A 13,228-nucleotide genomic window follows, 5' to 3' on the forward strand; every position below is an offset into this window, starting at 1 on the left:
CGCACGCCGACGGCGATGCCGTCGCCGGGGCCGCCGGAGACGGTGACCGCGACCTCAGCGCCCGGGGCGTGCTTGCGGGCGTTGGTCAGCCCCTCCTGGACGATGCGGTAGGCAGTACGGCCGACGGAGGCGGGGACCGCGGCGGCCTCGGCGACGCGCTGGTCGAGGGCGACCTTCATGCCCGCCCCGCGCGACTCGGCGACCAGCGTGTCCAGCCCGGCGAGCGTGGGCTGGGGCCGGCCTCCGTCGTCGGGCTCGCCGGCCCGCAGAACGCCGATGATCTCCCGCAGGTCCTGGAGGGCCTCGTGGGCGCTCTCCCGGATGACGCCGGCCGCCCGGGCGATCTCCTCGCGGGGCGCGTCGGGACGGAACTCCAGTCCGCCCGCGTGCACGCTGAGCAGGGTGAGCCGATGGGCGAGCACGTCGTGCATCTCGCGGGCGATGGCCTCGCGGGCCAGCCGCTGCGCCTGCTCGGCGCGCAGCCGGGCCTCCGTCTCGGCGCGCTGCGCCCGGTCGCGCAGGCTCAGCATCAGCTGCCGCTTCGAGCGCACGAACATGCCCCAGCCGAGAATCGTGACGGTGATCAGCACGCTCCACACCACCGACGGCGTGTACGCCAGGTCCGGGTCCGGACGCACCAGGACGACCAGCGGGGTCAGCGCGAGCTCGGCGCCGCCCACCCAGGCCGCGTAGCGGAACGGCCGGTGCACGGCGAGCGTGAAGAGGGCGACGACGAGCGCGCCGGACGAGGAGGTCGACAGGATTCCGAGCGGGACCAGCACGACGGCCAGGGCGAGCGGCCACCGGCGGCGCAGCCACACCGCCGCGCAGGCGAGGGCGCCCAGGATCTGGTCGGCCACCGCGACGGCGGGCGGCAGGTCGCGCTCGCCCGGCATGGCGTCCACGACCGCCAGGCCGACGAGGACGGCCAGGAGGAAGCAGGAGAAGTCGACGACCCAGTCGCGTGCGGTGCGCCGGCGCCGTGCTCCGCGGGGCTCGGCGTCCGGGTCGAGCTCGGCGACGACCGCCGACGGCCACAGCCATCGGGGGCCCGTGAAGCCGGGCGCCGGCGCGCTGCCCTCGTCTGCCCTCATGGGCCACGAATCTACGCAGGAAGCGGCCCGGCCACCTCCCCGCCGACGGCGATCGTCCACCGATGGACGACGACGGTCGACCTAAGTCGCGCCGCCGCCTTCTTTCGGCGGCGGCCGTCCGGCCGGTTGCGCGCCCTGTGTCGCGCGGGCGCCGTCCGGCGGCCGATGGCGTGGGCGGGATCCGCGGGGCGAGGGTCGGGGACATGAAGGAACTGCTGGGTCTGCTCGGATTCTTCGCGCTGGTGCAGGGCGTCCTCGGGCTGCTGCACGAGTTCGCCGACTGGCATGTCGGCCTCGTGCAGCGGATCGGCTTCCTCGACGGCCACGAGGTGTACGCGAGCGTCGCGCTGCTCGTGCTGGCGTTCGCGCTGTTCGCCGCCGGGGAGAGCCGGGGATCCGACTGACCGGGCGTCCCGGCGGCGGTCCTCGCGGCCTCCGGGGGCCTGCGAGGACGGTCCGGTCAGCCGCCCAGCTCCTGGTGACGGGCCGTGAGGCGGGCCGCGCCCTCCTCCGTCAGCGAGCCGAACAGGCGCAGCCGGGAGATGCCGCCGTCCGGATAGATGTCCACGCGCGCGTGCGTGCCGACGGCGGGCTCCGGCAGGACGAAGCGGTGGACGGCGTCGGGCTGCAGGCGGGTGCGCGGCAGGATCTCCGTCCACGCGCCGTCGTCGCCGTCCCTGACCGACACCGAGGCCCAGCCGGCGCTGTTGCCCTTCAGGTACGCGGTGTCGATCTCCAGCGCGCGGATCCGCGCCTGGGCGGCGAGCCGGTAGCGGATCCAGTCGTGGCCGCGGTCGCGGCGGCGGCGGGTCTCCCAGCCGTCGTCCATCTTGCGGGAGCGGCCCGGCTGGATGGTGTGGGAGGCCGGCGAGTAGAAGAGGTCGGAGGCGTCCTCGACCCGGCCGCCGTTCTCCAGGGCGACCACGTCGAAGGCGCCGAGCACCGCCAGCCACCCGGGGTCGGGGACGACCTCGCCGTACACGCGGAGGCGGGCGATGCCGCCGTCGGGATGCTGGTTGACCCGCAGGTGCGTGAAGCGCTGCTCGGTCGCCACGGAGAAGCCGTTCGCCGCGTGGCCGCCGACCGGCGTGCGCGGGACCAGCGTCGTCCACTTCACGTCGTCGCCGAGGAGTTCCTCGGGTGACGGCGAGCCCGCCACGGACGCGCCCTCGACCGACACCGCCTGCGGGTGGTTGCCGCGGAAGTGGGCCGTGTCGACGACGATGCCCCGGATCACGCCGGGCGTCCCGAGACGCACGAGCGCCCAGTCGTGGTCGTCGGCGGTCGGCCACGGATGGTCGGCGGAGGCGCCGCGGCGGCGGCGGGTCTCCCAGCCGTCCATGATCTTGCCCTTGTGCCCGAAGTGCTCCGGGTCGAACTCGGCCGGCCCGGGCAGCAGGAGGTTCTCGCGCTGGGCGAAGAACTCGTCGTTGGCGGCGACGACCGCGCCGCCGAGCCGCCGGTCGGCCAGGTCGACGTGCCGGGTGAAGGGGAAGTCGGCGGTGCGGTAGTCCGCGTACGGGTCGCCGCCCGCGTAGGGGTTCGCGTCGCCGGTGAAACTCGTCGTCGCCGTCACGGTGATCAGATCTGCCTTTCGGGAGTCGGCCGCCGCGGGGTCGCGGGTGCGGGGTCGCGGGTGCGGGGTCGCGGTGCGGGTGCGGGTGCGGGCGTCCTGCGGCGTCGGCGTCAGGGGCTGCGGGTGAGCAGCCGGCCCTTCGGCTCGGTGAACTCGCCGTCGGCGACGATGCATTCGCCGCGCAGCCAGGTGGACTTCACGACGCCGTGGAGGGTTCTCCCGGCGTACGCCGTGACGCGGTTGCGGTGCTGGAGCGCCGCCGGGTCGACGGTGAAGGTCTCGTCGGGGGCGAGAACGGCGAAGTCGGCGTCGCGGCCCGCCTCGATCGCGCCCTTGCGGTCGAGGTTCACGAGGGCGGCCGTGCGCGTGGACATCCACCGCACGACGTCCTCGATGCCGTGCCCCCGTCTGCGCGCCTCGGTCCAGACCGCCGAGAGGCTGAGCTGCAGTCCGGAGATGCCGCCCCACGCGGTCGCGAAGTCGTCGGTCTTGAGGTCGGCGGTGGACGGCGAGTGGTCGGTGACCACGCAGTCGATCGTGCCGTCGGCGAGGGCCTGCCAGAGCAGGTCCTGGTTGGCGGACTCGCGGATGGGCGGGCAGCACTTGAACTCGCTGGCCCCGTCCGGCACTTCCTCGGCGGTCAGGGTCAGATAGTGCGGGCAGGTCTCGACGGTGATCCGGACGCCGTCGGCCCGGGCGGCGGCGATCAGCGGGAGCGCGTCGCTGGAGGAGAGGTGCAGGACGTGCACGCGGGCGTCGAGCCGCCGGGCCTGGGCGACGAGGTGGGCGACGGCGGTGTCCTCGGCGCCGCGCGGCCGGCTGGCGAGGAAGTCGGCGTACCGGGGGCCGCCCGCCTGCGGGGCCGCGTCCAGGTGGTGCGGGTCCTCCGCGTGCACGATCAGCAGGCCGTCGAAGCCGGCGATCTCCGCCAGGGAGCGGGCCAGGGCGCCCTGGTCGAGGTGCGGGAACTCCTCCACGCCCGACGGGGAGAGGAACGCCTTGAAGCCGAAGACCCCGCTGTCGTGCAGCGGCCGCAGGTCCTTGACGTTGTCGGGCAGGGCGCCGCCCCAGAAGCCGACGTCGATGTGCGCCTTGTCCACGGCGACCTCCCGCTTGACGCGGAGGTGTTCGACCGTCGTGGTCGGCGGCAGGGAGTTCAGGGGCATGTCGACGAGGGTGGTGATGCCGCCGGCCGCCGCGGCGCGGGTGGCGGTCCAGAAGCCCTCCCAGTGGGTGCGGCCGGGATCGTTGACGTGCACATGCGTGTCGACCAGGCCGGGCAGCAGGACGTCGTCGCCGAAGTCCTCCAGGCGTGCGCCCTCGGGGACGGGGGCGTCGTACGGCAGGACGGCCGTGATCGTGCCGTCCGCCACCGTGACCGCCGCGGGGCGCGTCCCGTCGGGAGTGACGACGCGTGTCGAGCGCAGCATCAGTTCGGCCTCGGACACCCGGACCCCTCTCTTCCGTGCACTCCGGTCAGCTGTCAGAAACGTTCAGAAACCTTCACGTAACGGAATTCAACGTTCTGTTGAAGGAGTCTTCACTCCCGCCCCCGCGCCGTCAAGAGGCACATTCCCCCTCGGCGCACCCTTCGCCATCACCCTGGACATTTCCACAAAGCGGAATGACAATTCCATGCAGCAGAACGTAGCTACGCACAAGCCGGGAGTCAACCGACCGACGGGTAGGCTTCAGCCCCGCCCGTAGCGAAAGGACGCGCCGTGCCGACGTCGAGCGCCAGCACCACCGACTCCGCCAGGTCCGCAGGCGGAGGGGTCCAGTCACTCGAGCGCGCCTTCGACCTGCTCGAGCGGATGGCGGACGCGGGAGGCGAGGTCGGCCTGAGCGAGCTGTCCGCGACGAGCGGGCTGCCGCTGCCCACCATCCACCGCCTCATGCGCACCCTGGTGGCCTGCGGCTATGTCCGCCAGCAGGCCAACCGCCGCTACGCGCTGGGCCCCCGGCTGATCCGGCTCGGCGAGTCGGCCTCGCGGCTGCTGGGCACCTGGGCCCGCCCCTATCTGGCCCGTCTCGTCGAGGAGACCGGCGAGACGGCGAACATGGCGCTGCTCGACGGCGACGAGATCGTGTACGTGGCGCAGGTGCCGTCCAAGCACTCGATGCGGATGTTCACCGAGGTCGGACGCCGGGTCCTGCCGCACAGCACCGGCGTCGGCAAGGCCCTGCTGGCGGCCTTCCCCGACGACGAGGTGCGCGCCCTGCTCGCCCGCACCGGCATGCCCGCCGCCACGGACAGGACGATCACCACGCCGGAGGGCTTCCTGGCGGCGCTGGCGGACGTCCGGCGGGCCGGTTTCGCCGTCGACGACAACGAACAGGAGATCGGCGTCCGCTGCCTGGCGGTGTGCGTGCCCGACTCCCCCACCGCCGCGGCCGTCTCCATCTCCGGCCCGGCGGGCCGCGTCACGGAGGAGGCCACGGAGAAGATCGTGCCGGTGCTCCAGCAGGTGGCTGCGGAGCTGTCGCAGGCCCTGACCAGCTCGGGCGCCGCGATCGGCTGACCCACGCCGCGCCGGATCCTGCTGCCGCGGGTCAGCCGCGCGGGCTGCGCCCGAACAGTTCCACGGCACAGCGCACGTCGGCCAGGCCGCGGGCCAGCGCGCTCACCGAGCCGATGGCGCCGGCGATCAGCAGCAGGGAACGGCGTAACCGCGCCACCTCAGGGACGCCGTGGGCCGCCATCGCGGCGAGCGCGGCGAGTTCGTCCTCGGCGATGACCCGGTCGGGGAACTCCGCCGGGTGCGCGGCGAGTTCGCGACGGAGCCGGGACACCGCGGCCCGCAGTTCCGTCACTCTCGGGTCCTCGTCGCTGCCGGTCACTGCCCTCTGCCCCAAGCTCCGCAACACAGCTCTCCCCCCTCGCGCCCCGCCGGGCACGAGTGCGCGCCTTCCCGCCCCCGCCTCCCCGTGGCGCCGGTCGTACGCCGGGGGACGCGCGGGCCAGTAAACGCCACCCCCTGCCGGGTGCGCCACAGCGCGGACCGAAATTCAGCCTCCGGAGACCATGTGTCCGACGCCGCGTCAGGTATGCAGGACGCATGACGCACACGGAACACGGGGGCGGGACGCGCGCCGGGGAGCAGGTCGTGGGCCTGGTCCTCGCGGCGGGCGGGGGGCGAAGGCTCGGAGGGCGGCCCAAGGCCCTGCTCGAACACCGGGGACGCCCGCTCGTGGAGCACGCGGTGCGCACGCTGCGCGCGGCGGGCTGCACGCGCGTGCACGTGGTGCTCGGAGCCGCCGCCGGCGCCGTACGGGAGCGGGCCCGGCTCGAGGGCTGCGTGCTGGTGGACAACCCCGACTGGGCCGAGGGGATGGGCACGTCACTGCGCGCCGGCCTCGCCTCGCTGCCCCGACCGGCCTCCCCCGACGGCCCTTCGGCGGCCGGCGCGCGCACCGGGGAGGTCGGCGCGCGGGCGGCGCTGGTCCTCCTCGTCGACCAGCCCGGCATCGGTCCGCAGGCGGTGGCGCGGGTGCTCGCGGCGTACGAGGGCGAGTCCTCGCTCGTGTCGGCCGCCTACGACGGCGAGCGCGGCCATCCGGTCCTGCTCGGCTCCCGTCACTGGGCCGGCGTCGCCGCGACCGCGACCGGCGACCGGGGGGCGCGCGCCTATCTGAGCGCGCACCGGGAGGCCCTCGCCCTCGTCGAGTGCGGCGACGTGGCCCGGCCGTTCGACATCGACACGCCGGAGGATCTCGCCCACCTCGAGTGAGCCCCCTGGCACCGAGCGCCACTGTGCCTCGACAAGGAGACTCTCGACGTCAACAAACCATTGAACTTCCACGATGAGGAAACTAGTATCCACTGTCCAGAAGGGCTTGGCCCGTCCGGCGCCTCGCTCGCCGTACCCGGTTCGCCTGGCACCCGGTGCCACCGCTGAAGGAAGTGACCGCTCATGTCCGCACCAGCGCCGTCCCCGCTGGCCATCGTCGACGCCGAGCCCCTGCCGCGGCAGGAGGAGGTCCTCACCGAGCCGGCGCTCGCCTTCGTGGCCGAACTGCACCGGCGGTTCACACCGCGGCGCGACGAGCTCCTCGTCCGCCGCACGGAGCGCCGCGCCGAGATCGCCCGCACGTGCACCCTCGACTTCCTCCCGGAGACGGCCGCGATCCGCGCGGACGACTCCTGGCGGGTGGCGCCCGCCCCCGCGGCCCTGGACGACCGCCGGGTCGAGATCACCGGCCCCACCGACCGCAAGATGACGATCAACGCCCTCAACTCCGGGGCCCGGGTCTGGCTCGCCGACTTCGAGGACGCCTCCGCGCCGACCTGGGAGAACGTCGTCCTCGGTCAGGTCAACCTGGCCGACGCCTACACGCGCGCCATCGACTTCACCGACCCGGCGTCCGGCAAGTCGTACGCGCTGAAGGAGAACGGCGAGCTCGCCACCGTCGTGATGCGGCCGCGCGGCTGGCACCTCGACGAGCGTCACCTCGTCGACGCCGACGGCCGCTCCGTGCCCGGCGCCCTCGTCGACTTCGGCCTGTACTTCTTCCACAACGCCCGGCGTCTCCTCGACCTCGGCAAGGGCCCGTACTTCTACCTCCCGAAGACGGAGTCGCACCTGGAGGCCCGCCTCTGGAACGACGTGTTCGTCTTCGCCCAGGACCACGTCGGCATCCCGCAGGGCGCCGTGCGCGCCACCGTGCTCATCGAGACGATCACGGCCGCGTACGAGATGGAGGAGATCCTCTACGAACTGCGCGACCACGCCTCGGGGCTGAACGCGGGCCGCTGGGACTACCTGTTCTCCATCGTCAAGAACTTCCGTGACGGCGGGCCCAGGTTCGTCCTGCCGGACCGCAACGCCGTGACGATGACCGCCCCGTTCATGCGCGCCTACACCGAACTGCTCGTGCGCACCTGCCACCGGCGCGGCGCGCACGCCATCGGCGGCATGGCCGCGTTCATCCCCTCCCGCCGCGACGCCGAGGTCAACAAGGTCGCCTTCGAGAAGGTCAAGGCCGACAAGGACCGCGAGGCGAACGACGGGTTCGACGGCTCGTGGGTGGCCCACCCGGACCTGGTGCCGATCGCCATGGAGTCCTTCGACAGGGTCCTCGGCGACCGGCCGAACCAGAAGCACCGGCTGCGCGAGGACGTCCACGTCGAGGCCGCCGACCTGATCGCCGTCGACTCGCTCGACGCCAGGCCCACCTACCCCGGACTGGTCAACGCCGTGCAGGTGGGCATCCGTTACATCGAGGCGTGGCTGCGCGGCCTGGGCGCGGTCGCCATCTTCAACCTCATGGAGGACGCCGCGACCGCCGAGATCTCCCGCTCGCAGATCTGGCAGTGGATCAACGCCGGGGTGGAGTTCGAGAACGGCGAGAAGGCCACCCCCGAGCTGGCCCGCAAGGTCGCCGCCGGGGAACTCGCCGCGATCCGCGACGAGATCGGCGAGGACGCGTTCGCGGCCGGCCACTGGCAGCAGGCGCACGACCTGCTGCTGACGGTCGCGCTCGACGAGGACTACGCGGACTTCCTCACCCTGCCGGCCTACGAGCAGCTCAGGGGCTGACGTCCGGACGGTCCGAGTGGCCCAGGGTCCGTCCCGGGGCCACTCGGTCGCGCACCAGCCGCTTCACCGCCGTGGGCTCCGGGAAGCCCTGCGCACGGCGGTCCCAGACGACCTCGCCGTCGACCCGGACGACGAACACGCCGCCCGTGCCGGGCTTCAGCGACAGCTCCGCGAGCTCCGTCTCGAAGGTCGTCAGCAACTCCTGTGCCAGCCACGCCGCGCGGGGCAGCCAGCGGCACTGGGTGCAGTACTCGATCTGTACGGCGTGGCTCATCCGAGGTGCACCGACCAATCCTGTTCCGCCGCCGGCTCGCCGTGCAGGTCGGGGACCTGTTTGAGCCAACTCGGGCGGCCCTGACGGGTCTTCGCCGCCCGCTGGGCCTCCTCGGCGGCGAGTTCCTCCCGGGTGGGGAAGCCGGTGGGCAGCCAGGCCGCGGAGGCCGTCACGCGCGCGTGGAGGTAGCGCACGTACGCCTCCCGGAGGGCGTCCGGCGTCGCGAAGCCCTCCTCGCCGTCCAGCCAGGCGTCCGGGACCTCCGCCACGATCGTGCGCAGCAGCTCCTCGGTGACCCGGGGGGCCAGCTCGACGTCGGCGGCGCGGGTGTCGGGGGCGTAGCGGCCCAGGGCGTGGTGGCGGAAGTCGTAGGCCCGCTCCGGCGCGGACGCGTCCCAGCGGTGGTGGAAGACGAGGGCCGCCCCGTGGTCGATCAGCCACAGCCGCGGCGGCACGGTCCCGAACGTGGGCCACAGCATCAGGTTGGAGCTGTGGACCGTACGGTCGACGTTGACGGTCAGGGCGTCGAGCCAGACGATCCGGCCGGCCTCCAGGGGGTCCACGGCGAAGGACTCGGCGGCCTGCGGGGTGAAGTCCCGCGCGCCCGGCAGCAGATCCATGCCGAGGTTCAGGCCGTGGCTGGCGTCGAGGAGGTCGCGCACTTCCTGATGCGGTTCGTGCGACGCGAGCGCCGGGTCGAAGTGCACCAGGACCAGTTCGGGGAAGCGCAGTCCGAGGGCGCGCGCCAGCTCGCCGACGATCACCTCGGCGACCAGGGCCTTGCGGCCCTGCGCGGAGCCGGTGAACTTCACGACGTAGGTGCCGAGGTCGTCGGCCTCCACGACGCCGGGCACGGAGCCGCCCGACCGCAGGGGTGTGACATAGCGAGTTGCGGCGACCTCTCTCAACATCTTCGAAGGCCCCCCAAGTCATTGACCTCATATTCCACGGCCAGCTTCAAGGCTGTGCGCCTCTCGCCTCCGGCTCCCGGCATGAAGTGAGCATAGTAACCAAGCGCGACGGCCGGGGGCGCACGGCCGCGCACGTCCCCCTCCTCGGTCGGGTCATGGCCCCGGTTCGAACGGCCCGGCCCTGCACGCACCGACGCCTTCGGTCTTCTGGACGAGGGGCCGTAGTACCCCGGTAGCAAGCGCCGTCCCCCGATTCGCTTCCCGGGTACCGGGGGCGCCGGGGAACCGGCTCCTACAGTGAGGTCGGGCCCGAACACGATCACTCTCTGCGGGCTCGACGCACACCGTTGCCGGACAAGGGATGTCTCCATGAGCTCTTCTCGACACAATGGATCGCGCCGCCTCAAGCGGCTCACCGCGGGACTGACCGTGGTCGCCGCGCTCAGCGGCATCATCGTCGGCGCCCTGACGACGGACAAGGGCAGCGCGCAAGCCGACGCACCGTGGGACTGCAACCGCGACGGAACGGTGTGCAGCCCCTTCTGATCCGCGCGCTCACGCTGATCGAAGCAGGGCCTGTCGGTTTTCCCGCCGAGAGGCCCTGCCTTCATGGCGGGCTCATACCTCGCAGCGGCCCGCCCTGACGTCCCCGTCGTCACTCTCCGTATGAACAGTCCAGAACGGGCCGGTCACAGCCAGCGCCGCATTCCCCCAGGCGTTACGGTGAAGGCCAACGGCACACGCGGACGGGTTCCTCGCAGCTTTCGGATCGGCACCGCTCCGCGGTCGCAACCGACACAGCAGGAGGCAGGGTGTCGGGTACAGCTACCGGGCCCGGGAACCACACCGAAGGCACAGAACCGGTGCGGCTGGGGCTGCCCGTGGCCCAGGACGAGGAACTCGACGGAGCCCAGGTGCTGCGGCTCGCCATGCGTCGGGCCGCCGCCTTCCTCGACGGCGCCGGAAGCCTCGTCCACTGGCGCGGCCCCGAACCCGGCCGACTGCGGGTGGTGGCCGCGTGCGGGCAGGGCGTCGGATCACGGACGACGCTGCCCAGCTACGGGGCGTTCGCCCGGGCGATGCGGACAGGCTCCTTCGCCTGGGCCGCCGGCAGCGGGACGGGGAGCACGGTCTTCGGGTTGGCTGCGGTGCCGTTGCTCAGCGCCGACGGCCCCATCGGGGCGCTCTCCGTCCTCACCACGACGCCCGGTGAACCGGACTCGGCGCACCGTGCCAGTCTTCAAGAGGTGGCGGACTGGGCCGCCCTGCAACTGGAGAAGGAGAACGGGCACAGCACCGCGCCCCAGGGACAGCCGGCCGCTGCGCCGCCCTTGATCGACTCCTCCCTCGACCGCCTGCTGCGGACGGTTCCCTTCCGCGACTGGGAATTCGACGTCGACAGCGGCTCCCTCGCGTTCGGCGAACTGATCGCAGACCCGGCGGGCCACGCTCCGCGCGCACGGGGTGACCCCGCCGGCTGGCGGAGGGTCATCACCGACGTCCGTACGGCGATCGCTCTCGGAGCCCCCTACGACACGGAGTACCTCCTGCGGCAGGACGACGGCACGCTCTCCCGGGCGCGGGCCCGCGGACGCCTGGTGCGAGGCAGACACGGTGCGTCCGACCTGGTGGTGGGCGCGTTGTGGTGGGCCGGCCGGATGCCGGAGCCGCCCAGCCGTGGAATGCAGACCCTGCAGACCATGCGCGAGGGGCTCCTGATCGTCTCCGAGGACTGGCGCACCGCCTTCGTCAACGAGGAGGCGGAACAGGTCCTCGGCATGGACCGCCGACTGATCGGCGGCCTTGTGTGGGACGGTCCCCTCGGCGCCGTACCCGGCCTGGAGAACGCATGCCGACGCGCGGCCCGAGAGGGCAGGACCCTCAGCTTCGCACTCCCCTGGCCGAGCGGCCGACGGCGTTTCCGCCTGCGCTGCGTCCCCGCGCGGTCCGGCCAGGGCATGGCCGTCCACCTCGTCGACGTGACGGACGAGGACCTTCAGGGCGTGGGCGGAGCGGCGGACGAGGCGCTGAGCGTGGGCAGCGCCGTCTCCGGCGCCGCGCTGGCCGCCGCACGGACCGTCCGGATGGAAGAACTGACCGCGGCCCTGTCCGAAGCCGTCACCTCCGAGGACGTGGTGCGGGTGGTCGCCGAGCGGGTTCTGCCGCCGCTCGGGGCCGACCGGCTGTTGGTGGAGATCCTCGGCGGCGACCACCTGCACATCGCGGGCGCGGCGGGATATCCGGAGGCCTTGCGGCTGGCAGCCACCGAGAAGAGGGCGATCGACCTGGTCGCCGCCGAGACGCTCAGCGCGCGCACGCCTCGGTTCCTGGAGTCGACCGCGGAGTTCATCGAGTCCTTTCCCCGGCTGAGCAGCCTGGCCGCCGCCTCGACGAACAACGCCTGGGCCCTGCTCCCGCTCATCGCGTCAGGGCGGGACATAGGCTGCTGCTTCGTCGCCTTCGCCCGGTCGCGCTCCTTCCCCGACGACGAACGCACCCTGCTCACCGCGCTGAGCGGCCTGGTCGCCCAGGCTCTCGAACGGGCCCGGCTGTACGACGTGGAACACACCCGCGCACAGGAACTCCAGCGCGGCCTGCTGCCCCGTGAGCTGCCTCGACTCGCGTCCGTCCGGGCAGCCGCCCGTTACCTGCCGGCCGGCCACGGCACGGAAGTGGGCGGCGACTGGTACGACGTGATCCCGCTGTCCGCGGATCGCGTCGCCATGGTGATCGGCGACGTCATGGGCCACGGAATCACCGAAGCCGCCACCATGGGCCGGCTGCGCACGGCGGTGCGCACCCTCGCCGACCTCGAAATCGCCCCGGACGAACTCCTCCACCACCTCAACGACATCGTCAGCGACCTCGGCGAGGACTCCTACGCAACCTGCCTGTACTCCGTGTTCGACCCCGTCGCCCGGACCCTGACGTACTCGACTGCCGGCCATCCCCCGCCGCTCGTCGTCCGTCCCGACGGCACGCTGCACTCCCCCGACGTGGACGGCGATCCGCCTCTGGGCGCCGCGAACCCGCCTTTCAGCACTCACCGGTTGAGTCTTCCCGAGGAGAGCCTGGTGGTGCTCTGGACCGACGGTCTGGTGGAGTCCGCCGCCCGGGACGTCGATCAGGGGCTCAGCGAGCTCAGGCGGACGCTGAGCGGCGCCACGACAGAGAGGGGGTACTTCTCCCCGAGCCACGAGGACGGCGGCCACGAGCGGCTGGAAGACCTCTGCGACATCATCGTCTCCGCCCTCCTCCCCCTTCAGGAGGACACGAACGACGACGCGGCGCTGCTCATCGCCCACGCCCGGTGCACCGCCGCCCAGGACATCGCCACGTGCGGCCTTGCCGACGATCCCCGGGCAGCCGGCCAGGCCCGGGAGTGCGTCCGCCGGCAACTGGCCGCATGGGGACTGGACGATCTGGTGATGACCACCGAACTGATCGTCAGCGAGATGGTCGGCAATGTCATCAGACACGCCAAAGGCCCCATCGTCCTGCGCCTGCTGCGCAGCCGGTCACTGATCTGCGAGGTGTACGACGGCAGTCTGACCACCCCGCGCATCCGCCGGGCCGGGTCGACCGACGAGGGCGGCCGCGGTCTGCACCTGATCGCCGCCCTCTCCCGGCGCTGGGGCACCCGCTACCTCGACGACGGCAAGTGCATCTGGGCCGAACAGGACCTTCCGGCGCCCGGCGGGTGAGCAGCGGCGGGGGGGGGGGGGGGGTCCCCGCCCGCGCCCCCCCCCCCCCGCCCGAAAAAGGAAGTCGAAACACCAGAAAAAAAAAAAAAAAAAAAAAAAAAAAAAAATGGGGGGGGGGGGTGGTTGTTG

The 13,228-nt window shown here is 72.7% G+C and carries 12 protein-coding genes; 6 read left to right on the top strand and 6 right to left on the bottom strand.

Annotated features, from left to right (window positions below; translation table 11 throughout):
• On the bottom strand, nt 1–1,094 hold a 1,094-nt coding region (locus ABT300_RS34620; protein ID WP_351684397.1), incomplete at its 3' end, for a sensor histidine kinase.
• A 203-nt stretch (nt 1,095–1,297) separates the two neighbouring features.
• On the opposite strand from ABT300_RS34620, the gene ABT300_RS34625 reads away from it, so the two are divergent.
• The gene (locus tag ABT300_RS34625; protein ID WP_351684400.1) at nt 1,298–1,498 is read left to right on the top strand and encodes a hypothetical protein; all 201 of its coding nucleotides are present in this window, start codon (nt 1,298–1,300) and stop codon (nt 1,496–1,498) included.
• Between the two features lie 56 nt (nt 1,499–1,554).
• Here the strand turns inward: ABT300_RS34625 and alc are convergent, their stop codons facing one another.
• Together alc and allB are read right to left on the bottom strand one after the other, a co-directional pair.
• Entirely contained in the window at nt 1,555–2,670 is a 1,116-nt protein-coding gene (alc, locus tag ABT300_RS34630; protein WP_351684402.1) for an allantoicase, read from the bottom strand.
• A gap of 110 nt (nt 2,671–2,780) precedes the next feature.
• Nucleotides 2,781–4,118, bottom strand: a complete 1,338-nt coding sequence (gene allB, locus ABT300_RS34635) for an allantoinase AllB (RefSeq protein ID WP_351684405.1) — start codon at nt 4,116–4,118, stop codon at nt 2,781–2,783.
• Between the two features lie 273 nt (nt 4,119–4,391).
• On the opposite strand from allB, the gene ABT300_RS34640 reads away from it, so the two are divergent.
• On the top strand, nt 4,392–5,192 hold the full coding sequence (locus ABT300_RS34640; protein WP_351684408.1) for an IclR family transcriptional regulator: 801 nt from the start codon (nt 4,392–4,394) through the stop codon (nt 5,190–5,192).
• A gap of 31 nt (nt 5,193–5,223) precedes the next feature.
• On the opposite strand, the gene ABT300_RS34645 is transcribed toward ABT300_RS34640, so the two are convergent.
• Nucleotides 5,224–5,538 carry a DUF5955 family protein gene (locus ABT300_RS34645; protein ID WP_351684412.1) on the bottom strand — a complete coding sequence of 105 codons (315 nt, stop codon included), beginning with the start codon at nt 5,536–5,538 and terminating at the stop codon, nt 5,224–5,226.
• 191 nt (nt 5,539–5,729) lie between these two features.
• Between ABT300_RS34645 and ABT300_RS34650 the strand changes: the two genes are divergently transcribed.
• Nucleotides 5,730–6,401 carry a nucleotidyltransferase family protein gene (locus ABT300_RS34650; RefSeq protein ID WP_351684414.1) on the top strand — a complete coding sequence of 224 codons (672 nt, stop codon included), beginning with the start codon at nt 5,730–5,732 and terminating at the stop codon, nt 6,399–6,401.
• A 183-nt stretch (nt 6,402–6,584) separates the two neighbouring features.
• Nucleotides 6,585–8,210: a malate synthase A gene (aceB, locus tag ABT300_RS34655; protein WP_351684417.1), complete on the top strand. Its 1,626-nt coding sequence runs from the start codon at nt 6,585–6,587 to the stop codon at nt 8,208–8,210.
• Here aceB and ABT300_RS34660 read toward each other — a convergent pair.
• Nucleotides 8,200–8,484 (bottom strand): Rdx family protein, encoded by a 285-nt coding sequence (locus tag ABT300_RS34660; protein ID WP_351684420.1) that lies wholly within the window; start codon nt 8,482–8,484, stop codon nt 8,200–8,202. The two genes, aceB and ABT300_RS34660, sit on opposite strands and share 11 nt — an antisense overlap.
• A complete protein-coding gene (locus tag ABT300_RS34665) occupies nt 8,481–9,395 on the bottom strand; it encodes a HipA family kinase (protein WP_351684423.1) in 915 nt (304 codons plus the stop codon). Before ABT300_RS34665 ends, ABT300_RS34660 begins: the two co-directional genes overlap by 4 nt.
• Before the next feature lie 369 nt (nt 9,396–9,764).
• Here ABT300_RS34665 and ABT300_RS34670 point away from each other — a divergent pair, with 369 nt between their 5' ends.
• Both ABT300_RS34670 and ABT300_RS34675 read left to right on the top strand, forming a co-directional pair.
• On the top strand, nt 9,765–9,941 hold the full coding sequence (locus ABT300_RS34670) for a hypothetical protein (protein WP_351684426.1): 177 nt from the start codon (nt 9,765–9,767) through the stop codon (nt 9,939–9,941).
• 266 nt (nt 9,942–10,207) lie between these two features.
• Nucleotides 10,208–13,099 (top strand): SpoIIE family protein phosphatase, encoded by a 2,892-nt coding sequence (locus ABT300_RS34675; RefSeq protein ID WP_351684428.1) that lies wholly within the window; start codon nt 10,208–10,210, stop codon nt 13,097–13,099.
• The last annotated feature ends 129 nt before the right edge of the window (nt 13,100–13,228 follow it).

Origin of the sequence: Streptomyces sp. NPDC001027 (genome assembly GCF_040299045.1) — a bacterium.
Classification (GTDB): Bacteria; Actinomycetota; Actinomycetes; order Streptomycetales; family Streptomycetaceae; genus Streptomyces.